The 22,606-nt window shown below is 71.2% G+C and carries 20 protein-coding genes; 13 read left to right on the top strand and 7 right to left on the bottom strand.

Annotated features, from left to right (window positions below):
• Nucleotides 1–68: 68 nt before the first annotated feature.
• The 11 genes from G6R20_RS05725 to secG all read left to right on the top strand — a co-directional run bounded on the left by G6R20_RS05725 (nucleotide 69) and on the right by secG (nucleotide 10,948).
• Nucleotides 69–1,355 (top strand): bifunctional 3,4-dihydroxy-2-butanone-4-phosphate synthase/GTP cyclohydrolase II, encoded by a 1,287-nt coding sequence (locus G6R20_RS05725; protein WP_163375796.1) that lies wholly within the window; start codon nucleotides 69–71, stop codon nucleotides 1,353–1,355.
• Nucleotides 1,352–1,828 (top strand): 6,7-dimethyl-8-ribityllumazine synthase, encoded by a 477-nt coding sequence (gene ribH, locus G6R20_RS05720; protein ID WP_067716367.1) that lies wholly within the window; start codon nucleotides 1,352–1,354, stop codon nucleotides 1,826–1,828. The genes G6R20_RS05725 and ribH overlap by 4 nt, the downstream gene beginning before the upstream one ends.
• On the top strand, nucleotides 1,825–2,298 hold the full coding sequence (locus tag G6R20_RS05715) for a PH domain-containing protein (RefSeq protein ID WP_067716366.1): 474 nt from the start codon (nucleotides 1,825–1,827) through the stop codon (nucleotides 2,296–2,298). The genes ribH and G6R20_RS05715 overlap by 4 nt, the downstream gene beginning before the upstream one ends.
• A 6-nt stretch (nucleotides 2,299–2,304) precedes the next feature.
• Complete coding sequence (uvrC, locus tag G6R20_RS05710) at nucleotides 2,305–4,386, top strand: excinuclease ABC subunit UvrC (RefSeq protein WP_067716363.1); 2,082 nt, start codon at nucleotides 2,305–2,307, stop codon at nucleotides 4,384–4,386.
• A gap of 4 nt (nucleotides 4,387–4,390) precedes the next feature.
• Nucleotides 4,391–5,281, top strand: a complete 891-nt coding sequence (gene rapZ / locus G6R20_RS05705; RefSeq protein ID WP_067716361.1) for an RNase adapter RapZ — start codon at nucleotides 4,391–4,393, stop codon at nucleotides 5,279–5,281.
• 8 nt (nucleotides 5,282–5,289) lie between these two features.
• Nucleotides 5,290–6,258, top strand: a complete 969-nt coding sequence (yvcK, locus tag G6R20_RS05700) for a uridine diphosphate-N-acetylglucosamine-binding protein YvcK (protein ID WP_067716358.1) — start codon at nucleotides 5,290–5,292, stop codon at nucleotides 6,256–6,258.
• A 37-nt stretch (nucleotides 6,259–6,295) separates the two neighbouring features.
• Nucleotides 6,296–7,279: a DNA-binding protein WhiA gene (gene whiA, locus G6R20_RS05695; protein WP_067716356.1), complete on the top strand. Its 984-nt coding sequence runs from the start codon at nucleotides 6,296–6,298 to the stop codon at nucleotides 7,277–7,279.
• 120 nt (nucleotides 7,280–7,399) lie between these two features.
• Nucleotides 7,400–8,416 (top strand): type I glyceraldehyde-3-phosphate dehydrogenase, encoded by a 1,017-nt coding sequence (gene gap, locus G6R20_RS05690; protein ID WP_067716354.1) that lies wholly within the window; start codon nucleotides 7,400–7,402, stop codon nucleotides 8,414–8,416.
• A 141-nt stretch (nucleotides 8,417–8,557) separates the two neighbouring features.
• Nucleotides 8,558–9,775 carry a phosphoglycerate kinase gene (locus G6R20_RS05685; protein WP_067716350.1) on the top strand — a complete coding sequence of 406 codons (1,218 nt, stop codon included), beginning with the start codon at nucleotides 8,558–8,560 and terminating at the stop codon, nucleotides 9,773–9,775.
• A gap of 26 nt (nucleotides 9,776–9,801) precedes the next feature.
• The gene (gene tpiA, locus G6R20_RS05680; protein ID WP_067716347.1) at nucleotides 9,802–10,587 is read left to right on the top strand and encodes a triose-phosphate isomerase; all 786 of its coding nucleotides are present in this window, start codon (nucleotides 9,802–9,804) and stop codon (nucleotides 10,585–10,587) included.
• A gap of 127 nt (nucleotides 10,588–10,714) precedes the next feature.
• A complete protein-coding gene (secG, locus tag G6R20_RS05675) occupies nucleotides 10,715–10,948 on the top strand; it encodes a preprotein translocase subunit SecG (protein WP_067716343.1) in 234 nt (77 codons plus the stop codon).
• 91 nt (nucleotides 10,949–11,039) lie between these two features.
• Here the strand turns inward: secG and pgl are convergent, their stop codons facing one another.
• The 5 genes from pgl to tkt all read right to left on the bottom strand — a co-directional run bounded on the left by pgl (nucleotide 11,040) and on the right by tkt (nucleotide 17,528).
• Nucleotides 11,040–11,762, bottom strand: a complete 723-nt coding sequence (pgl, locus tag G6R20_RS05670; protein ID WP_067716341.1) for a 6-phosphogluconolactonase — start codon at nucleotides 11,760–11,762, stop codon at nucleotides 11,040–11,042.
• A gap of 57 nt (nucleotides 11,763–11,819) precedes the next feature.
• Nucleotides 11,820–12,752, bottom strand: coding sequence for a glucose-6-phosphate dehydrogenase assembly protein OpcA (locus G6R20_RS05665; protein ID WP_067716337.1), 933 nt, complete (start codon nucleotides 12,750–12,752; stop codon nucleotides 11,820–11,822).
• Nucleotides 12,737–14,209, bottom strand: coding sequence for a glucose-6-phosphate dehydrogenase (gene zwf, locus G6R20_RS05660; protein ID WP_227022042.1), 1,473 nt, complete (start codon nucleotides 14,207–14,209; stop codon nucleotides 12,737–12,739). The genes G6R20_RS05665 and zwf overlap by 16 nt, the downstream gene beginning before the upstream one ends.
• Before the next feature lie 104 nt (nucleotides 14,210–14,313).
• Nucleotides 14,314–15,420 carry a transaldolase gene (gene tal / locus G6R20_RS05655; RefSeq protein ID WP_067716335.1) on the bottom strand — a complete coding sequence of 369 codons (1,107 nt, stop codon included), beginning with the start codon at nucleotides 15,418–15,420 and terminating at the stop codon, nucleotides 14,314–14,316.
• Complete coding sequence (gene tkt / locus G6R20_RS05650; protein ID WP_067716333.1) at nucleotides 15,417–17,528, bottom strand: transketolase; 2,112 nt, start codon at nucleotides 17,526–17,528, stop codon at nucleotides 15,417–15,419. Before tkt ends, tal begins: the two co-directional genes overlap by 4 nt.
• 176 nt (nucleotides 17,529–17,704) lie before the next feature.
• On the opposite strand from tkt, the gene G6R20_RS05645 reads away from it, so the two are divergent.
• Nucleotides 17,705–18,721: a heme o synthase gene (locus tag G6R20_RS05645; RefSeq protein ID WP_082923910.1), complete on the top strand. Its 1,017-nt coding sequence runs from the start codon at nucleotides 17,705–17,707 to the stop codon at nucleotides 18,719–18,721.
• 65 nt (nucleotides 18,722–18,786) lie between these two features.
• On the opposite strand, the gene G6R20_RS05640 is transcribed toward G6R20_RS05645, so the two are convergent.
• Nucleotides 18,787–19,755: a quinone oxidoreductase gene (locus G6R20_RS05640; RefSeq protein ID WP_163375795.1), complete on the bottom strand. Its 969-nt coding sequence runs from the start codon at nucleotides 19,753–19,755 to the stop codon at nucleotides 18,787–18,789.
• A gap of 113 nt (nucleotides 19,756–19,868) precedes the next feature.
• Between G6R20_RS05640 and G6R20_RS19105 the strand changes: the two genes are divergently transcribed.
• Nucleotides 19,869–21,434, top strand: coding sequence for a hypothetical protein (locus G6R20_RS19105; protein ID WP_346010029.1), 1,566 nt, complete (start codon nucleotides 19,869–19,871; stop codon nucleotides 21,432–21,434).
• A gap of 162 nt (nucleotides 21,435–21,596) precedes the next feature.
• Here the strand turns inward: G6R20_RS19105 and G6R20_RS05630 are convergent, their stop codons facing one another.
• A complete protein-coding gene (locus G6R20_RS05630) occupies nucleotides 21,597–22,580 on the bottom strand; it encodes a COX15/CtaA family protein (protein WP_163375794.1) in 984 nt (327 codons plus the stop codon).
• Nucleotides 22,581–22,606 lie beyond the last annotated feature (26 nt).

Below are 22,606 nucleotides of genomic sequence, written 5' to 3'. Positions count from 1 at the left end.
TGCGCCATACTTGAACCCGCGCCCGCGGCCTCCGCCCGGGCCCGCCAGACCTAGGAGAACCCGCAGCAGTGACCACCTTTGACGGCATCGAGCGAGCCATCGCCGACATCGCGGCGGGACGGGCCGTCGTGGTGGTGGACAGTGAGGACCGCGAGAACGAGGGCGACCTGATCTTCGCCGCCGAACTCGCGACGCCCGAGCTGATGGGCTTCCTCGTGCGGTACTCCTCCGGTTACGTGTGCGTCGCGCTCGAGGCGGAGGACTGCCTTCGGCTGGACCTGCCGCCCATGCGCGCCATCAACGAGGACCGCCACGACACCGCGTACACCGTGACGGTCGACGCGCGCACGGGGGTCTCCACCGGCATCTCGGCCGCCGACCGCGCCCGCACCGCGAGGCTGCTCGCCGCCGACGACACCGTGCCCGGCGACTTCACCCGGCCCGGCCACGTGGTGCCCCTGCGCGCCCGGCCCGGCGGCGTGCTCACCCGGCCCGGCCACACCGAGTCCGCCGTCGACCTCGCCCGGTTGGCCGGTCTGCGCCCGGCGGGCGTCATCTGCGAGATCGTGTCCGAGGACGACCCCACGACCATGGCGCGCACCCCCGAACTCCGGCGGTTCGCCGACGAGCACGGGCTGGCGATGATCACCATCGAGGCGCTCCAGGCGTGGCGCCGCGCGAACGAGGTCCAGGTGGTGCACGAGGTCGCCGCCCGGATCCCCACGCCGGCCGGGACCATGACCGCCCACGGGTACCGCGACATCCTCCAGGGAGTCGAACACGTCGCCATGGTGGCCGGCGACATAGCGGGGGACGATCCGGTCTCCGTCCGCATCCACTCCGAGTGCCTGACCGGCGACGTGTTCCACTCGCTGCGCTGTGACTGCGGCCCGCAACTCGACGCTGCCGTCGCCGCGGTGTGCGAGGAGGGGCGCGGGGTCGTGCTGTACATGCGTGGGCACGAGGGCCGGGGGATCGGCCTGGTGCAGAAACTGCGCGCCTACCAACTGCAGGACTCCGGACGCGACACCGTCGACGCCAATCTCGACCTGGGCCTGCCCGCCGACGCCCGCGACTTCAGCCTGGCCGCACAGATGCTGCGCGACCTCGGAGTGACCCGGGTACGACTGATGACCAACAACCCCGCCAAGGCCGACGCCCTGCGCGCCGGTGGCGTGGAGGTGGTGGCCCGGGTGCCCATGCCGACGGCGGTCACGCCCGAGAACCTGCGGTACCTGCGCACCAAGCGCGACCGGATGGGCCACCTGCTCGAGGGGCTCGACGAGGGACCCGCCGGCCCGGCCGGCGCCGACGTGGACGTGGACGTGGACGTGGACGGAGAGGATCAGCCATGAGCGGCAGCGGTAGACCGGAACTGGTGATCCCCGACGCCCGCGGGCTGCGGCTCGGGGTGGTGGCCTCCACCTGGCACCAGGAGATCTGCGCCCAACTGCTGGACCGGGCCCTGGCCGTCGCCGACGCCTCCGGCGCGGTGGTGACCCTGGCCCGCGTGACCGGAGCCGTGGAGCTACCGGTGGTGGCCCAGGAGCTCGCACGGACCCATGACGCCGTCGTGGCGCTCGGCGTGGTGATCCGGGGTGCGACCCCGCACTTCGACTACGTCTGTCGCTCGGTGACCGACGGGCTCACCCGGATCGCCCTCGACGAGGCCACCCCTGTCGCCCACGGGGTGCTCACCACCGAGAACGAGGGCCAGGCCCGAGACCGCGACGGCCACGAGGGTGCCTCCGAGGACAAGGGGGGAGAGGCCGTCGCCGCCGTGCTCGGCGCCGCCATCGCCCTGCGCGACCTGAGGACCGGTCGATGAACGAGAACTGGGAGTTCGAGCACCGGCCCCGTCGGATGCGCACCACCGCGATCGCCGTGGCGGTGCTCATCGTCATCGTCCACGTGGTGTGGGCGGTGATCCTCGTCCGCGGTGACACCGGGGTGACGATCGGGATCGCCGATCAGTTCGCCTTCGTAGTGATCGGGTTCATCTTCGCCGGGGTGCTGCTGACCCTCCTGCGGATCCGCGTCCGGGTCGGGCAGCAGGGCGTCGAGCTCCGCGGGCCGCTGCGCGTCCGGACCTGGGGCTGGGACGACGTCGTCGGGCTGACGTTCCCGCGCTCCAGCTACTGGCCCCGGCTCGAACTCCCGGCCTACGAGCACGCGGGGATCTGGGCTATCCAGTCCATCGACGGCCAGCACGGGATCGACGGCATGGCGCGCCTGCGCGAGGCCGTCCGCACCCACAAGCCCTCGGCCGCCGATCCCGAGACCGTCGCCGACCGCTGACCCGCCGTGGCCGATCCGCGAACCTACCGCCCGGCCCCCGGCTCGATCCCGACGGAGCCGGGGGTCTACCGCTTCCGTGACGAGCACGGGCGCGTCATCTACGTCGGCAAGGCGAAGAACCTGCGGAGCCGGCTGAGCTCGTACTTCGCGGACCTGTCCCTCCTCCACCCCCGTACCCGGCGAATGGTTCTCGCCGCGGCCGGCGTGCAGTGGACGGTCGTGTCCACCGAGGTCGAGGCGCTCCAGCTCGAGTACACGTGGATCAAGAAGTACGACCCCCGGTTCAACGTCCGGTACCGCGACGACAAGACGTATCCGATGCTGGCGGTCACCGTGGGGGAGGAGTTCCCCCGTGCCTTCGTCTACCGGGGACCCCGGCGCCCGGGGACCCGCTACTTCGGGCCCTACTCACACGCGTGGGCCATCCGCGACACCCTCGACACTCTGCAGCGGGTGTTCCCCGTCCGCTCGTGCTCCGCCGGGGTGTTCAAGCGGCAGGCGCAGCTCGGCAGGCCCTGTCTGCTGGGATACATCGACAAGTGCGCCGCCCCCTGCATCGGACGGGTGACCCCGGACGAGCACCGCGCGATTGTCAACGAGCTCATCGACTTCCTGGCCGGACGTACCGATGCGATCATGCGCCGCATCGAGAAGCGGATGCTCGAGGCCTCCGCGGACCTCGACTTCGAACGGGCCGCGCGGCTGCGTGACGACCTCGGCTCCATGCGGCGTGCGATGGAGAAGCAGGCCGTCGTGCTGGGTGACGGCACCGACGCCGACGTGGTGGGCGTCGAGGTCGACGAACTGCAGGTCTCCGTCCAGGTGTTCCACGTGCGCGGGGGCCGCATCCGCGGTCAGCGCGGCTGGGTGGTCGAACACGCCCACGGCGTCGACGCCGACGGCGAGTTCGACGCGGCCCGTGCCGTGCCCGGGGTCGTCTCCGACTATCTCGCGCAGTTCTACGGGGGAGAGGCCGACCTCGCCGAGGCGGCCGAATCCGGCGACATCTCGGCTGCCGTACCCCGCGAGGTGCTGGTGCCCGCCCTGCCCGAGGACTCGGACGAGCTCGCGGAGTGGCTCTCGGCACTGCGCGGCTCCCGTGTGTCGCTCCGGGTACCCCAGCGGGGTGACAAGCGGGCCCTGGCGGAGACGGTCCACCGCAACGCCGTCGAGGCCCTGACGCAGCACAAACTCCGGCGCAGCGGCGACCTCACCGCCCGCTCCGCGGCGCTCCAGGAGATCCAGGAGACCCTCGAGCTGGACTCAGCGCCCCTGCGCATCGAGTGCGTGGACATCTCCCACACCCAGGGCACCGACGTCATGGCCTCCCTCGTCGTCTTCGAGGACGGCATCCCGCGCAAGAGCGACTACCGGCTCTACCGCATCCGCGACGCCGCGGGTGGCGGCCACTCCGACGACGTCGGCAGCATCGCCGAGGTCACGCGTCGTCGCTTCCGGCGTCACCACGAGGACCCCTCCGTCACCCCGGACGAGGTCGACGGGCCGGTCGACGACGACGCGGGAACGGGGGACGCCGCCCCCGCGTCCCGCCGGTTCGCCTACCCGCCACAGCTCTTCGTCGTCGACGGTGGTCGGCCCCAGGTCGAGGCGGCCGCCGAGGTCCTCTCCGAGCTGGGGGTCACCGACGTACCGGTGGTCGGGATCGCCAAGCGACTCGAGGAGATCTGGCTCCCGGGAGAGGAGTACCCCGTGATCTTCCCGCGCCACGGGGAGGGGCTGTTCCTGCTCCAGCGGCTCCGCGACGAGGCCCACCGGTTCGCCATCCGTGCCCACCGGAGCGCGCGGTCCAGGCGGATGACGGCCTCCGTGCTCGACGACGTCCCCGGCCTCGGGCCCACCCGTCGGGCGGCGTTGGTGGAGACGTTCCCGACCGTGTCCGCACTGCGCGCCGCGAGCGCGGACGAGCTGTGCGCCGTGCCGGGGATCGGTCCGGGGGTCGCCGCCGCGATCCGGGCGACTCTCGGTGGTGCCGAGCCCGCGGACGCGGCCGCCGCCGACGTGGGAGACTCGGGCGGGCAGCCCGACCGGGGACAGACCGACCCGGGACTGACCGATGACACGAGGTGAGACGATGGACGCAGGTGACGACGACGGCCACGCCGCGCGGGGGCGCGAGCTCCTCCTGATCAGCGGCATGTCCGGGGCGGGCAAGGGGACCGCGTCCAAGGTCCTCGAGGAATTCGGCTGGTATGTCGTCGACAACCTCCCGTTGACCTTCGTTGGCGACCTGCTCGCCCGGTTCGAGGAGTCCGACGACGAGCCCCTCCGCCTGGCGATCGTCGCCGACACCCGCAGCCTCGGGTTCGACGAACACCTCGGCGACCTCCTCGACCTGTTCGACCGGCGCCCGCAGGCACGGATCCTGTTCCTCGAGGCCTCGGACGAGGCGCTGGTCAGCAGGTTCAACAACGTCCGTCGCTCCCATCCGCTGCAGTCGGGTGGCGGCCTGATCGACGGCATCACCCGGGAGCGCAGGATCCTCGAGGGGCTGCGGGGGCGTGCCGACGTCGTCGTGGACACCTCGGCGCTCAGTGTCCACGACCTCCGCCACCGGCTGGAGACCCCCTTCGGTGACCTCGGGTTCGACTTCCACCTCACCGTCGAGTCGTTCGGGTTCAAGTACGGCGTCCCCGTGGACGTCGACATGCTGATGGACATGCGGTTCCTGCCCAACCCGCACTGGATCCCCGAGCTCCAGCCGCACACGGGGCGCGACAAGCCCGTCCAGGACTACGTCCTCGCCGACGAATCCATCGAGGAGTACCTGCGCGCGGCGGTGTCCATGATCCGCCTGGCCATGACCGGCTACCGGCGCGAGGGCAAGCGCTACATGACGATCGCGGTCGGCTGCACCGGGGGCAAGCACCGGAGCGTGGCCATCTCCGAGTCGCTCGCCGGCAGACTGTCCGGCCTCGACTCGGTCGAGGTCCACGTACGCCACCGCGACCTCGGGCGGGAATGAGGCCGGCCATGACACACGACAGCGGTATCCCGTCCCTCGTCGCCCTCGGCGGCGGCCACGGCCTGTCGGCGACCCTCCGGGCCGCACGCCTCGTCGCCGACCACGTCACCGCGGTGGTGACGGTCGCCGACGACGGCGGCTCCTCGGGGCGACTGCGGCGCGAGCTGGGCATCCTCCCACCGGGCGACCTACGGATGGCCCTGTGCGCCCTCGCCGCCGAAGACGACGAGAAGGCGCTGCTCACCCGACTCTTCCAGCACCGCTACGGCGGCACCGGGGCGCTGGCCGGACACGCGGTGGGCAACCTCGTCTTCGCCGGCCTGTGGGAGCTGCTCGGAGACCCGGTCGACGCACTCGACGCGGTCGGGTCGATCCTCGGTGTCACCGGCCGTGTCCTGCCGATGTCCCCGGTCGCCCTCGACATCGCCGCAGAGGTCGTCGGTCTGGAAGCGGACCCCCGCGTCGTGCGGACCATCATCGGACAGGTCGCCGTCGCGACCACACCGGGCAGCGTTCGCCGGGTCACCCTCATCCCGGCCGCTCCGCCCGCCGCGGAGGGCGTGGTGGAGGCGATCACCGGAGCCGACCTCGTGGTCCTCGGACCCGGATCGTGGTTCACCAGCGTGATCCCCAACGTGCTCGTGCCCGAGATCGCGACCGCGCTCAAGAGGACGGCCGCGACCAAGGCCCTCGTGCTCAACCTCGCACCCCAGCCGGGGGAGACCGCCGGGTTCTCCGCCGAGCAACACCTCCACGTGTTGCGTCAACACGCTCCCGAGGTCGACATCGACGTCCTGCTCGTGGACCCGAGGATGCCGCTGAGCGCCACCGAACGCGAGCATCTCGAACGGGCCGCGGCGGGACTGGGGGCACGCGTGATGACCGCGGAGATAGCGAAGACCGCCGAAGATGGGACGATGAGGCCTGTCCACGACCCCGCACTGCTGGCCTCGGCGCTCGCCGACTCGGTGCGATGAGGGCCGGGTCGATGAGCCGAGAACGAAGGAGCAGGGCGTGTCGCTGACCGCACAGGTCAAGTCCGAACTGGTGAGGGTCCCCGTGGGGAACTCCGAGACCAGGAGGGCCGAGGTGTCCGCCCTGCTGAGGTTCGCCGGCACCCTCCAGGTCCTGTCCAACCGACTCGTGATCGAAGCGGAGGTGGACTCCGGCGAGATCGCGGACCGTCTCGCCGGCGAACTCGACGCCCTGTTCTCCGTCCCCTGTGAGATCCACCCGATCGGGGGTTCGGGCGGACGTCCCGCCCGCAAGTTCGTCCTGCGGGTCATCGACCGGGGTGCGGACCTGGCCCGTCAGCTCGGGCTGGTCGACAACGCCGGCCGGACGGTCCGAGGACTGCCGGCCGCGGTCGTCGGCGGCTCGGTCGCCGCCTCCGAGGCGGCGTGGCGGGGCGCGTTCCTCGCCCACGGTTCGCTCACCAAGCCCGGCCGCTCCTCGGCGTTGGAGGTCACCGCCCCGGGGGCGGAGGCGGCGATGGCGCTCGTGGGTGCGGCCCGCAGGTTGGGAGTGACGGCCAAGGCCCGCGAGGTCCGGGGAGGGGACCGCGTGGTGATCCGCGACGCCGAGGCGATCGGGGTCCTCCTCGCTCGACTGGGCGCGTCCTCCACCAGGGACATCTGGGAGGAGCGCCGCTCCCGCGGCGAGGTCCGCGCCACCGCCAACCGGCTGGCCAACTTCGACGACGCCAACCTGCGGCGCTCGGCCCGGGCCGCCGTGGCCGCGGCCGCCCGTGTCCAGCGCGCCCTCGAGATCCTCGCCGAGGACGTGCCGGACCATCTGCTCGCCGCCGGCGAACTGCGCGTCCAGCACCGCCAGTCGTCGCTGGAGGAGCTCGGGCAGCTCGCGGACCCGCCCATGACCAAGGACGCGGTCGCGGGGCGCATCCGGAGACTGCTGTCCATGGCGGACCGCAAAGCCGCCGAGCTCGGGATCCCCGACACCGAGTCCGTGGTGACCGAGGACATGCTCGACGAAGGCTGATCCACCCCGGCAGCACCCTGCGCGGGAGCGGTCCACGCCGGGTAGTCTGGGTCACGTCCCGGGCTCCACCCGGCCCCGGTGACATCAAGCGTTCTCGCACCACCAATAAGGAGACAACACGTGACCGTGCGCGTAGGCATCAACGGATTCGGACGTATCGGCCGCAACTTCTACCGCGCGGTGGAGGCTCTCAAGGCCGAGGGCAAGACGGACATCGAGATCGTGGCCGTCAACGACCTGACCACGAACGACATGCTCGCTCACCTGCTCAAGTACGACTCCATCCTGGGTCGCCTGGGCAAGGAGGTCACGTTCGACGACTCGTCAATCACGGTCGGTGGGACCAAGATCGGCGCCCTCGCGGTCAAGGAGGGCCCCGCGTCCGTGCCGTGGGGAGACTACGGTGTCGACGTCGTCGTCGAGTCCACCGGCATCTTCACCGACGCCGAGAAGGCCAAGGGCCACCTCGAGGGTGGTGCCAAGAAGGTCATCATCTCGGCGCCGGCCAAGAACGAGGACATCACCATCGTCATGGGGGTCAACGACCACGAGTACGACGGCTCGCAGACGATCATCTCCAACGCCTCCTGCACCACCAACTGCCTCGCGCCGGTCGCCAAGGTCCTCTCCGACGAGTTCGGGATCGTCAAGGGCCTCATGACCACGATCCACGCCTACACGCAGGACCAGAACCTCCAGGACGCGCCCCACAGCGACATGCGCCGCGCCCGCGCCGCCGGCATCAACATGGTGCCCACCTCCACCGGTGCGGCCAAGGCCGTCGCGCTGGTCCTGCCCGAGCTCAAGGGTAAGTTCGACGGCTACGCCGTGCGCGTCCCGCTGCCCACCGGCTCGCTCACCGACCTCACGGTCGAGCTCGAGAAGAAGGCCTCGGTCGACGAGGTCAACGCCGCGGTCAAGGCCGCCGCCGAGGGCGCGATGAAGGGCATCCTCAAGTACACCGAGGATCCCATCGTCTCCTCCGACATCGTCGGTGACCCGCACTCGTCCATCTTCGACGCGCCGCTGACCAAGGCGATCGACGGCCAGATCAAGATCGCCTCCTGGTACGACAACGAGTGGGGCTACTCCAACCGCCTCGCCGACATCATCGGCTTGGTCGGCAAGTCGCTCTAAGACCCCTCGGGACTGACATCCCCAGTACGACGATCCGGGCCCGGTCCGGGAACGCCCACAGCGTCCCGGCCGGGCCCGGAGCACATGGACCGGCAGCACCACCCACCATCACCACCGTTCTTCCGACAGGAGTCCCACCACATGGCCGTGAGCACGCTCAACGACCTGCTCGATGCCGGCGTAGAGGGTCGCAAGATCCTCGTCCGCTGCGACCTCAACGTCCCGCTCGACGGCTCGACCATCACCGATGCGGGCCGGATCACCGCCTCGCTGCCCACGCTCAACGCTCTTCTCGACGCCGGTGCAGCGCTGGTGATCACCGCGCATCTCGGCCGCCCGAAGGGTGAGCCCGGCCCCGAGTTCTCCCTCGCCCCCGTGGCGGAGAAGCTGGGTGACGAGCTCGGGCGCTACGTCCAGCTCGCCGGTGACGTGGTGGGGTCGGACGCCCGCGAGCGAGCCAACGGCCTGACCGACGGGGACGTGCTCCTGGTGGAGAACGTGCGGTTCGACCCGCGCGAGACGAGCAAGGACGAGGCGCAGCGGGCCGAGTTCGCGGCCGAGCTGGCGAGCCTGGTGGGCGAGGACGGGGCGTTCGTCTCCAACGGTTTCGGGGTGGTCCACCGCGCGCAGGCGTCGGTGTACGACGTCGCCAAGGTCCTCCCGGCCTACGCCGGCGACCTCGTCCAGAGCGAGGTCGAGGTCCTCGCGAACCTCAGCGGCGACCCGGAGCACCCCTACGCGGTCGTCTTGGGCGGCTCCAAGGTGTCCGACAAGCTCGCCGTGATCGAGGCCCTGGCGCCCAAGGTCGACACCCTGATCATCGGCGGCGGCATGTGCTTCACCTTCCTCGCCGCTCAGGGCCATGAGGTCGGCTCCTCACTGCTGCAGGAGGAGATGATCGACACCTGCAAGGACCTGCTCGCCAAGTTCGGCGACGTGATCAGCCTGCCCGTGGACGTGGTCGCCGCCGACGGCTTCGCCGCCGACGCCGCGCACTCCACGGTCTCCGCCGAGGCCATCCCGGAGGGGAAGATGGGCCTGGACATCGGCCCCGAGTCGGTGAAGGCGTTCAGCGAGAAGCTCTCCGCCGCCAAGACCGTCTTCTGGAACGGCCCCATGGGCGTGTTCGAGTTCGAGGCGTTCTCCGCCGGGACGCGCGGTGTCGCCGAGGCCATCATCACCGCGACGAAGAACGGCGCGTTCTCGGTGGTCGGCGGCGGCGACTCCGCCGCCGCCGTCCGCACCCTGGGTCTCGGGGAGGAGAACTTCTCCCACATCTCCACCGGGGGTGGCGCCTCGCTGGAGTACCTGGAGGGCAAGGAGCTGCCCGGCGTCACCGCCCTCGAGCGCAGCAACTGAAGACCGACGAGACCACAGGAGAGAACATGGCACGCACCCCGCTCATCGCCGGCAACTGGAAGATGAACCTCAACCACCTCGAGGCCATCGCACTCGTCCAAAAGGTCGCCTTCGCACTCCCGGACAAGTACCTGGAGAAGGTGGACGTGGCGTTCATCCCCCCGTTCACGGACATCCGTGGCGTCCAGATCGTCATCGAGGGCGACAAGCTGGGCTTCGCCTACGGCGCGCAGGACGTCTCGGTCCACGAGTCCGGTGCCTACACCGGCGAGATCTCGGCGGGGATGCTCGCCAAGCTCGGCTGCACCTATGTCGTCGTGGGCCATTCCGAGCGCCGTGACTACCACGCGGAGTCCGACGAACTCGTCGCGGCCAAGGCCGCCGCCTGCCACCGGCACGGGTTGACGCCGATCGTGTGTGTCGGCGAGAAGCTCGAGGTGCGGGAGGCAGGGGACCACGTCGACTTCGTCGTGAACCAGCTCTCCGAATCGCTCGCGGGACTGTCCACGGACCAGCTGGCCTCCACCGTGATCGCCTACGAGCCCGTGTGGGCGATCGGGACCGGCAAGACCGCGTCCGCCGCCGATGCCCAGGAGGTCTGCGCCGCCATCCGTTCCACGTTGGCCGATCTGGCCGATGACGCGACGGCCGAGCAGATGCGGGTCCTGTACGGCGGCAGCGTCAACGCCTCGACGATCGGCGAGCTGCTCGACCAGCCCGATGTCGACGGTGGTCTGGTCGGAGGCGCGTCGCTCAAGCCGGACGAGTTCGCCCAGCTGTCGGCGATCGCCGCCGGTGGCCCGTTGCCCTGACACCGCCCACACCGGCGCGCCCGGCCCCGCGGGGTCGGGCGTGCCGGGATTCGCCGCGGACACCCGACCGGGTAGTCTGTAGCGGTCGCACCCGACCGCCCGACCCGACGTGAGGCACGATCCCTACATGAAGCTCGCCCTGGACATCTTCCTCATCACCACCAGCCTGCTGCTGATGCTGTTCATCCTGCTGCACCGCGGCAAGGGAGGCGGCCTGTCGTCGCTCTTCGGTGGCGGTGTCCAGTCCAGTCTCTCCGGGTCCAGCGTGGTCGAGCGGAACCTCGACCGGGTCACCGTGGTCGTCGCGATCCTCTGGGTCATCGCCATCGTGGCGGTCGGCCTCATGGTCCGGTTCGGCTGACCGACCGGTCCCCGGCGCGGCCCCACCGCCCGGGCGGACGACGGGGCGCGTCTCTTCCACCGAGTGGAAGGGACGCGCCCCGTTCCTGTTCTCAGAGCACCATCGAGGCGGCCGGTCCGTCCAGGTGATACGTGGTCGACTCGGTGCCCACGGCACCGGCGACGGGCCAGTCCGCGGGGTCCGCCCCGCCCAGGCCCCTGGCCACCGCCTCCGCCTTCCCGTCCCCGGCGGCCACGACGAGCACGTGCCTCGACCTGCGCACCGCCGGGAGGGTGAAGGTCAGTCGCTCCGGTGGCGGCTTGGGGCAGTCACGCACGCCCACCGCGAGCCGCTCGGTCTCGGCGACCGCCGGAGTGTGCGGGAAGATCGAGTTCATGTGCCCCTCGGGTCCCATGCCCAGGAGGGTGACGTCGAACAGCGGCTCGTCGCCCTGGGGCAGGTCCACCGCGGCGAGGAACGCCTCGGCCGCGGCGTCGACGTCCTCGAACTCCGGTCCGCGGGCCGGCCAGCGGTGGACGGTGGCGCGGTCGCCCACGGTGCGGAGCAGGACGTCGTCGAGCTGCCCGTCGTTGCGCTCGGGGTCGTCTGCCGGGACGAAGCGTTCGTCCCCCAGGTAGAAGGTCACGCGTGACCAGTCGACATCGGCCCCGGCGAGTGCGGCGGCGGTCTTCACCCCCACCGAGCCGCCCGTCAGGGACAGCGTCGCGGTCCCGGCGGTGGCGATCCGTTCGTTGAGGTGCCCGACGACGGCGAGGGCTGCCGCTTCGGCGAGGGTGTCCGCATCCGGGTGTACGAGATGGCGTGTGACTGACATCGGCGCTCCTGTGGTGGTGGTCCGGTGGGGAAGTGACGTCGACCTCGGGCCTCCGGCTCAGCGAACCGAGGCAGAGGTGTAGATGACACGGTCATGATTGGCCAACGCATCGGCGTACACGCCGTCGGTGTCCATCCGCCGTAGCTCCTCTGAGAGACAGTCGGCGACGCTGCGGCCGACGAGCGCCACCCGTGTGGGCGCCTGACCCGTGATGCGGAGCTCGGCGGAGGTCGCGCTGATCTGCTCGAGGACGATGGAGCCCGAGGCCCGCTCCAGGACGACCATCCTGGGGCCGACGGCCCGCAGAACGTCGATCCCGAGCCGGGACGCCAGCCATCCACCGGCCAGGTCCACCGACGCCGCCCGCTCCGGGCCGCACACCGTCGCCCCGGTGATGCGCTCGAAGGGCGGACGGTCCAGGGTCGCCGCGAGCAGGGAACGCCAGTGGGTGATGCGCGCCCACGCCAGATCGGTGTCGCCCGGGGAGTAGCCGGCCGCCCGTTTCGCCAGCGCATCGGTGGGATGGCCCTCCGCGTCGGAGTCGACGATCCGGCGCTTCGCGAGCCTGCCCACCCTGTCCTCGGACAACAACGTGGGGGAGTGGCGGGGCCACCACACGGCGAGCGGGGTGTCCGGCAGCAGCAACGGCGTGACGAGGGAGGCCGACTGGGAGGCCATCGCACCGGAGGTGCGCAGCACGACGACCTCCGCCGCCCCGGCGTCACCGCCGACGCGGATCTGACCGTCGAGCCTGTCGGCGTCCGCTCGAGGTCCGCGGATCACCACGATGACCCGGCACGGATGCTCCCGGCTGGCCTCGTTGGCCGCCCCGATCGCGGACTCGCTGCCGCGGACGTGATCGGTGATCACGATCAGCGTGAGCACCCGTCCGATCGTGCTCAGCCCGGCCTCCTCGCGGATCTGCACGAGCTTCTTGGCGATCCCGCGGGTGGAGGTGTCGGGTAGGTCGATGATCACGGTCGCCTCCATGCGCGGCCACTCCGGGCCAGAATCTCGTCGGCGCCCTTCGGCCCCCAGGTCCCGGCCTGGTACTGCTCCGGCGTCCCGGCCGACTCCCATTCCTGCAGGACCGGGTCGAGGAGCTGCCAGCTCAGCTCGACCTCGCGGGAGACCGGGAAGAGCGAGGGCTCGCCCAGCAGGACGTCGAGGATGAGACGTTCGTAGGCCTCGGGGGAGGATTCCGTGAACGCCTCACCGTAGGCGAAGTCCATGTTGACGTCGCGGACCTCCATGGCGGTGCCCGGGACCTTGGAGCCGAAGCGCAACGTGACACCCTCGTCGGGCTGGACCCGGATGACCAGCGCGTTCTGCCCCAGCTCCTGGGTCATGGTCGCGTCGAACGGCAGGTGCGGAGCGCGCCGGAAGACCACCGCGATCTCGGTGACCCGTCGTCCCAACCGCTTGCCGGTGCGGAGATAGAAGGGGACCCCCGCCCATCGGCGGTTGTGGACCTCGAGGGTGATCGCAGCGTAGGTCTCGGTGGCCGAGGAGGGGTCGTACCCCTCCTCATCCTTCAGCCCCACGACCTGCTCGGACCCCTGCCAGCCACCCGCGTACTGACCACGCGCGGCCGTCTCGGCAATCGGCAGTGCCAACGAGGTCGACTCGAGGACCTTGGTTTTCTCCGCCCGCAACGCGGCAGCGGAGAAATCGGTCGGTTCCTCCATCGCGACCAACGCCATCAACTGGATGAGGTGGTTCTGTATGACGTCGCGGGCCGCGCCGATGCCGTCGTAGTAGCCGGCCCGACCACCCAGTCCGATGTCCTCGGCCATGGTGATCTGCACGTGATCCACGTGGTTGGCGTTCCACACCGGTTCGAAGAGCTGGTTGGCGAAACGCAATGCGAGGATGTTCTGGACGGTCTCCTTGCCCAGGTAATGATCGATCCGGAAGACCGAGTCCTCGGGGAAGACCGCACCCACCACCGCGTTGAGTTCGCGGGCGCTCGCCAGGTCGTGCCCGAAGGGCTTCTCGATGACCACCCGGCGCCAGGACCCCTCCGGGCCGCGGGTGCACCCCGTGCGATCGAGGTGCCGGCAGACGGTCGGGAAGTCATCCGGGGGGATGGACAGGTAGAACGCGTAGTTGCCGGCGGTCCCACGGTCGGCCTCGAGTGCCCCCAGCTGGTCCGCCAGATCGTCGAAGCCCTCGTCGTCGTCGAATGTCCCGGTGACGAACCGCAGTCCGGCGGCGAGCTGCTCCCACACGTCCTCGCGGAACGGGGTCCGGCACCGTTCGCGGGCCTGCTCGCGGGCGAACGCGGCGAACTCGTCGTGGGTCCACCGTCGGCGGCCGAAGCCGATCAGGGAGAACCCCGGCGGGAGCAGGCCACGGTTGGCCAGGTCGTAGATCGCGGGGATGAGCTTCTTCTTGGACAGGTCGCCCGTCACACCGAAGATCACGAGACCGGACGGTCCCGCGATGCGGGGGAGCCGACGATCCCGGGGATCACGGAGCGGGTTGGCCCACCCCTCCGGGGCGCCGCCGGGGACCTCGACGACCGGTGTCGCCCCGTCGTCCGGGCCGATCACGACCCCGTCGGGATCTCGTCGATCCGCGTCCTCACCGTGTCCACCAGGTCGTCCCAGGCGGTCACGAACTTCTGCACACCCTGCTTCTCGAGGAGGCTGAAGACGTCGTCCAGGTCGATCCCCTCGGCGCGCAGTGCGTCGAGGGTGGCCCGGGACTCCTCGGCGGTGCCCCGGACCGTGTCGCCCTCGACGACGCCGTGGTCCGCGAACGCCTCGATGGTGCCGAACGGCATGGTGTTGACCGTCCCGTGGGTCACCAGACCGGTCACGTACAGCGTGTCGGGGTACGCCGGTTCCTTGACCCCCGTCGAGGCCCACAGGAGACGCTGGGGACGGGCTCCGCGATCGGCGAGTGCCCCGAAGCGTCCCTCGGGGTCGAACAGTTCCTCGTAGACCTCCTGACAGAGGCGCGCATTGGCCAGACCGGCCTTGCCCCGCAGCTCTGACGACTCCGGGAGTCGCGAGTCGATCTCGGTGTCGAGCCGGGAGACGAACACGGACGCCACGGAGTGGATGGTGGACAGGTCGTGACCGGCGGCAGCGGCCTGCTCGAGTCCGGTCAGGTACGCCTCCGCCACCGTGCGGTACTGGTCCGCCGAGAAGATCAGCGTGACGTTGACGTCGATGCCCTTGCCGATGACATCGGTGATGGCCGGCAGCCCCGCCGACGTCGCGGGGATCTTGATCATGACGTTCGGGCGGTCCACCACCTCGGAGAGCTCCACCGCCTGCGTCACGGTCGCCGCTGTGTCGTGGGCCAGGCCGGGATCCACCTCGAGGGAGACGCGGCCGTCCACCCCGTCCGTCGCGCGGTGGACGTCGGCCAGGACGTCACACGCGTCGCGGACGTCGGACGTGGTCAGGGCCCGCACGACGGAATCCACGTCACGGTCGGCGCGGACCGCCTCGGTGAGCGCGCTCTCGTAGGCCGTCGAGTCGGCCAGCGCCGACTGGAAGATGGCCGGGTTGGTCGTCACGCCGACGATCGAATAGGCGGACATCCGCTTCTCGAGTTCGCCGGAGGACAGGAGCTGTCGGGACAGGTCGTCGAGCCACACGGAGACGCCGGCGGCGCTCAGGGCAGCGAGATTGGCGTTGGTCATGATGCCTCCCCGGCAGCGGCCGCGAGGGATTCGCGGGCCGCGGAGACCACCGCGTCGGCGGTGATCCCGAACTCGGTGAACAGGGTCTGGTAGGGCGCCGAGGCGCCGAAGTGCTCGAGCGAGACGGCTCGGCCGGCGTCGCCGAGGAACCGGTGCCACGGCATCGCGATGCCGGCCTCGACGCTGACCCGCGCGCGGACGGAGCGGGGGAGCACCGACTCGCGGTACCCGGCGTCCTGCTGATCGAAGAACTCGACACAGGGCATCGAGACCACACGGGTCGCCACGCCCTCCGCCTCGAGGACCTCGCGGGCCTGCACGGCCAGCTGCACCTCGGACCCGGTGCCCATGAGGATCACCTCGGGGGTCCCGGTCGAGGCCTCGGCGAGGACATAGCCCCCGCGCTCGACCCCCTCGCGGGCGAGCTCCTTGGTGCCCTCGAGCACCGGGACGTCCTGACGGGTCAGGCACAGGCCCTTGGGCCCGTCGAGTGCCTCGAGCATGGCGCGCCACGACGCCGCGGTCTCGTTGGCGTCGGCCGGACGCAGGATCGCCAGACCCGGGATGGCGCGCAGCGCCGCCAACTGTTCGACCGGCTGATGGGTGGGGCCGTCCTCGCCGAGCCCGATCGAGTCGTGGGTCCACACGTAGTACGCGTTGCTCCCCTGGAGCGCGGCGAGCCGGACGGCCGGACGCATGTACTCGCTGAAGATCAGGAACGTCCCGCCGTAGGGCCGGGTGGGACCGTGGAGGGCGATGCCGTTGAGGATCGCGCCCATGGCGTGCTCACGAACGCCGAAGTGCAGGTTGCGTCCGTACGGGGACGCGGTCCACGTGTCGGTCGAGATGGAGGACGGGCCGAAGGAGTCCGCGCCCTTGATGGGCGTGTTGTTGGAGCCGGCCAGGTCCGCGGAGCCGCCCCACAACTCGGGGAGGGTGGCACCCAGGGCCTGGATTGCCTCGGCGGACGCCTTACGCGTGGCGACGCCCTTGGAATCGGCGTCCCACGTGGGGAGCCCGGCATCCCATCCGTCGGGGAGCTCGCCCGAGTACAGGCGATCGAACAGGGTCTTGCGCTCCGGGTTCGCCTCTGCCCAGGCGTGGAACATGTCGCTCCACTGCGCGTGGACGCGGGCACCCCTGTCACGGGCGGCCCGGGTGTGGGAGATCACCTCGTCCTCCACCGTGAACGGCTCGGTGCCGCCCATGCCGAGCGCCTCCTTCACGGCGTCGACCTCGTCCTGGCCGAGCGCCGCGCCGTGCGAGGCCCCGGTGTTCATCATGGTGGGCGCCGGGAAGGCGATGACGGTGCGCAGGACGATCAGCGACGGCTTGTCGGTGACCGCACGCGCGTCGGCGATAGCCTCCTCGATGGCGGCCACGTCCTCACCGCCGTTCACCGTCTGGACGTGCCAGCCGTACGCCTCGTAGCGCGCCGCGACGTCCTCGTTGAGGGCGATCCGGGTGTTGTCCTCGATCGAGATCTCGTTGTCGTCGTAGATCGCGATGAGATTGCCGAGCTGCTGGGTGCCCGCGAGCGAGGAGGCCTCGGCGGTGACACCCTCCTGCACGTCGCCGTCGGAGGCGATCACGTAGATGAAGTGGTCGAACGGACTCTTGCCCGACGGCGTCTCCGGATCGAACAGTCCGCGCTCGTAGCGCGCGGCCATCGCCATGCCCACCGCGGAGGCCAGCCCCTGACCCAGCGGGCCGGTGGTGATCTCCACGCCGTCGGTGTGCCGCCACTCCGGGTGTCCGGGGGTCTTGGATCCCCAGGTCCGGAGCGCCTTGAGGTCGTCCAGCTCCAGCCCGAAGCCGGCGAGGTACAGCTGGATGTACTGGGTGAGAGAGGTGTGTCCACAGGACAGCACGAAGCGGTCCCGTCCGACCCACGTGGGATCGGAGGGATCGTGTCGCATGATGCGCTGGTAGAGCGTGTAGGCGAGCGGCGCGAGGCTCATCGCGGTGCCCGGGTGGCCGCTACCGCAACGCTGCACGGCCTCGGCGGCGAGGACCCTCGCGGTGTCGACGGCGCGGGTGTCGAGTTCGGTCCAGTCGGACGGGTGGCGTGCAGTGGTGAGCTCGGTGATCTCCGACGCGCTGGTCACTTGTGGTTCTCCCGGGTCTGAGGGTGCGGCGCGGATCCGCGCGTATGTCGTGAACCACCTTAGTGGTCGCGGGGACAGCGGGGCGTGCGGTCCCCGCCCCCGCTCTTTCGCGGACCGTGCAGGGGGGACGTAGTATCGGCTCAGTAGTGCGTTGACGTCTGCTGCGAGGAGTTCCGGTGCACGATTCCACCCCGACCCGGAGTGGGGGGCCATCAGTCTCCCCTCCAGAGTCCACGGGGCGGCCGGCTCCGGCGAGCGGGCGAGCCCGCGCGGTCGACGTGGTGATGGCGTACATCGCCCTCACCAAGCCGCGCGTCATCGAGTTGCTGCTCGTCGCCGCCATCCCCGCCCTCCTCCAGGCCGACCGCGGCAACGTCCACCTCTCACTGGTTCTGCTCACCCTGGTGGGCGGTTGGCTGGGCGCGGCGAGCGCCAACTCGCTCAACATGGTCGTCGACGCCGACATCGACAAGGTCATGAAGCGGACCGAGCGTCGGCCGTTGGCGCGTCACGCGATCAGTACCCGGGCCGCACTGGTCTTCGGTCTGCTGCTCGGCGTCTCGAGCATGCTGTGGCTGGGTCTGCTGGCCGGGAGCTGGCTGGCCGCGTTCTTCATCCTGCTGACCATCTGTTTCTACGTGTTCGTCTACACGATGATCCTCAAGCGCCGCACGGCCCAGAACGTCGTATGGGGCGGGGCCGCGGGATGTATGCCGGTACTGGTGTCGTGGGCCGTGATCACCGATCATCTCCCCGAGGGGCAGGCGCACAACTGGTGGCAGGCGATCGTCCTGTTCCTCATCATCTTCTTCTGGACGCCACCGCACACCTGGGCGCTCGCGATGCGCTACAAGGAGGACTACGAGGCCGCCGGAGTGCCGATGCTGCCGGTCATCATGTCCGCCGAGGGGGTCACCCGGCGCATCACCATCTACACCTGGGTGACCGTCCTGTGCACCTTCGCCCTGATCCCCGCCGCCGGCTGGGTGTACGCGGCCGGCGCCCTCGGCTTCGGCGTGTGGTTCATCGTCATGGCACACCGCCTCGAGGCCGGTGTGCGGCGCGGGGTGGAGGTCAAGCCCCTCAAGTTGTTCATCCTGTCGAACAACTACCTGGCGGGGGTGTTCGTCGCACTGTCCGTCGACGCGGTCCTCGGACTCCAGACGATCGCGGAGATCCTCCCGATCGCCTGATCACCCACCCCCGCCCTCCTCAGCGGGCGGGGTCGAGGGCGCTCAGCGGGCGGGGTCGAGGGCGCTCAGCGGGCGGGGTCGAGGACGACCGAACCCGTGGTCTGCCGGGACTGCAACGCCCGGTGCGCATCCGCCGCCTCCGACAATCCGAACGTCGCGCCAACCGTCAACCGGAGCGAGCCGTCGACGATCCCCTCGAGGACCTCGCCGGCCCGCTCACGAAATTCCCCGGTGCCGGCGATGAAGTCACCCAGGCTCGGCCGGGTGAGGAAGACCGAGCCGGCCGCGTTGAGTCGTTGCGGGTCCACCGGCGGGACCGGACCGCTCGCCGCACCGAACAGCACCAGGGTCCCACGGCGGGCCAGCGAGGCCAGGCTGTCGTCGAAGGTGTCGCGGCCCACGCCGTCGAACACCACGGAGACACCGCCGTGGGATAGCTCGCGGATCCTCTCCGGGGTCGCGTCGGGATAGAGCAGCACGTGGTGCGCCCCCAGTTCGCGACACAGGTCCGCCTTCTCCTCGGTCGAGGTCGTGGTGATCACCCGGTGGCCGTGGGCGACGGCCAGTTGGATGAGCAGCTGCCCGACCCCGCCCGCACCCGCGGTGATCAGCACGGTGTCGCCGGGTAGGGCCCGGTGGGTGTCGGTGATGAGGTAATGCGCTGTGAGCCCCTGCAGCAGCATCGAGGCCGCCACCTCGTCGTCGATGCCCTCCGGCACCGTCACCAGCGACTCGGCGGGCGCGACGACGTACTGGGCGTACGACCCGGGAACCTGGCACCACGCCACCCGGTCGCCGACCATCAGGTCGGGCGCCCCCTCGCCGAGCACCTCGACCACTCCCGTCCCCTCGCTGCCGGGGACGAACGGCAGGTCCCGGGCGTAGGTGCCCTCGCGGAAGTAGGTGTCGATGTAGTTGACCCCGATCGCGGTGGTGCGGACGACCACGTCGCCCGGTCCGGGTGAGGGGACACCCGCCTCGACCGGTGTGAGCACCTCGGGTCCGCCGTGCCTGGAGATCTCTATGGCTCTCATGGCGCCCAGTATCCGGAAGTGTGTCGTCCGCCGCAGCCGGTGCCCGGACTCCGGTTCGCCGGTTCGCGGGAGTCCCGGCGGAAGCGGGGCGGGGGAGGCGATAGGCTACCCCCATGAGCCTGCAGATCCTTTCCCAGTACGCCGGGGGGCCGCGAGTCCGGGCGACCGGCTGGCCCGAGATCACCACCAGTGGGTCCGGGGCGGCGGCCGCACCCGCCCGAGCCGATGCGGTCACCGAGGAGGCGCCGGCGCCGTCCGCGCCTGACACGCAGGCGCAGGCGCCGGCGGGGGCTCCCGGGGCGACCGAACCCGTGCAGAAGACGCCTGCCGCGACGCAGGAGGCGCCCGCCGAGGCGCGGCAGACCCCGGCCCCGGCGGCCGCCGGCGGCGCGGGCGGGGGGATCACCCTCGGTCGGCGCGCCCCGCGCGCCCCGGGTGGAGGGGCCTCCACGCTGCACGGCTCCCGGATCACCGAGGTCGACGGTGGCGCTCCCGCGGCGCACGCATCGACGGCGCCGGCCGCGGAGGTTCCCGCTTCGCCCGAGGCCCCGTCCGAGCCCGCTGCAGAGCCGGCGCCCTCAGCCCAGCCCGAATCCACCGAGCCGAGCACGGCCGCGAAGTCGTCGGACGAGCCGGTGGCCGCTCAGGCACCGTCCGCCCCGACGGCGTCCGCCCCGGCGACCACGTCCGGCGGCGGACTGAAGCTCGGGGGTGGGTCCAAGGCCAAGGCTCCCGGCGGGGGGTCGGCGGGCAAGCTCGTCCTGGGTGGCGCGGCCGGTGCCGCGGCAGCCGCGGGTGCGGCTGCCGCCTCCGCTGGCGACGAGAAAGACGACTCCCCGTCCACCGCGGCGCCGGACGCAGCACCCGCAGCTCAGGCGGACGCCGCTCCGACGACCGGGGCAGGGTCCGAGCCGGGGGCCGACTCCACGTCCGACTCCGACGCCGACTCCGACTCCGCCTCCGATGCGCCCGCCGTGTCGACGGAGAAGAAGTCCGGTGGCCTGACGCTCGGCGGCGGGAGCAAGGCCAAGGCGCCCGGTGGCGGTAAGTCGGGTGGCCTGACCCTCGGCGGCGGGAGCAAGGCCAAGGCGCCGGGCGGGGGCAAGAGCGGTGGCCTGACACTGGGCGGCGCCGCCGCCACCACGGACTCTTCCACCACGGACTCCGCGGCCGAGTCGAAGAGCGACGAGCCGACGGCGGGGAAGGCCGCTCCGGCGCCGTCCGCGACCGACCGCCCGGCGGATGCGCCGGCCGCGTCCCAGCCGGCGGCGGTGCCCCCGGCCGACGAGCCCGCGGCGCAGGAGTCGGAGAAGCCGGCCGCCGCGGAGGTCCAGCCGACCGAGAAGGCACCCGCCGAGAAGATCGAAGCGGCGCCGGTGCCGGCGGGTCCCACCCCACCGGCCAAGACGGTGAAGTTCGTCGAGAAGTTCCTGTCCCGGCACGGCGGCGCGGCGGACGTCGTCCTCCAGCCCGTGGGCCGCTGCGGGGTCCGCGTCACCCTGGTCGGCGCCGACGGCGTGCTGGGGGACACGATGGTCGACAGCCTGTCGCAGGCCGAGGCGGTCCGCGACGGGATCTCCGGCCTCACCGGATCGGACTGGACGCGCGAGCTGGTCTCGCGTACGGATGTCCCCGCCGGACACTGGAAGCGCATGGCCGGATCGGGCTCCCTGGTCTGACCTCCCGCGCGACAACAGCGGCCCCGCCGATCGGCGGGGCCGCCGTTGCTTCTTCGGTCGGCCTGGTGCGCGCCCCGAAGGGACCGGAGAGGACGCGCACCGGGCCATCACCCGTACAGAGGCGACGCGTACCCCGCGACCCTACCGGGGTCGGCGACCCTGTCAGGCCGGCACGCGGTCCCGGATGACCCCCGCCGCCCACAGGGCGCCGGTGACGGCGGTGATCGCACCCGCCAGGGTCACGTGCGCCACGACCAGTAGCTCGGGCACCCCGAGCTGGTACTGGGTGATCCCGATGACCGCCTGCGCCGCGATGAGTCCGATGAGGATCGTGCTCCGCCGGATCGCGGGGCCCTCCGTCCGCAGCGCGACGAGCCCGGCCAGCAACCCGATGAGCAGGCAGACGTAACCCACCATGAGTTCGGCGTGGAAGTGGACGAGCCACTGGATGGGCATCTGGAGTCGATCTGCCGCGGTGATGCGCGCGTCGCCGGCATGGGGTCCGGCCCCTGTCACCATCGTCCCGGTGGTGAGGACGCCGGTGAGCAGGACGGCCGACAGCACGGTCAGCCACGTCATCGGCTTGGGCATGACCCGCCGGGGCGGCGCGGTGTCGGCCTCGCCGATGCGGACGAAGAGGACGGCGGCGAGCCAGGCGAGGATCATCGAGGGCAGCAGGTGCAGCGCGACGGTCCACCACGCGAGGCCGGCCAGGACGGTGATCCCGCCGATCACGGCCTGGGCGAGGATGCCCGCCGGCATGGCCCAGGCGAGGACCTTGAGGCCGCGGCGGCGCCCGGCGCGGTACACCGCGAGGAGCAGCGCCACGGCGACCGCCGCCAGGACGAAGGTGAGCAGGCGGTTGCCGAACTCGACCGCCTGGTGCAGCGCCGGTGCGGCGCCGGGGACGGGCACGAAACTGGCCTCGTTGCACTGCGGCCAGGTCTCGCAACCCAGACCGGAGGCGGTCACGCGCACGGTGACGCCGGTGGTCATGATGCCGATCTGGGCGATGACGTTGGCGAGCGCGACACCCTTCTGGACCCGGATCGACGGAACGGGAAGGCGGGACAACGGTCCGGTCGATCGCCCGGGGTCGCTCGCGGCCGGGGTTCCGGAGGTCGGGGCGTGCGATGTCGAGGTCACGGCCCCGATTCTAGGCCGCGGCGCGC

The organism is Dietzia sp. Alg238-R159 (genome assembly GCF_900537145.1).
GTDB lineage: Bacteria > Actinomycetota > Actinomycetes > Mycobacteriales > Mycobacteriaceae > Dietzia > Dietzia kunjamensis.
Note: the sequence above shows the minus strand (reverse complement) of the source record. Positions and strands in the feature narration are given on the sequence as shown.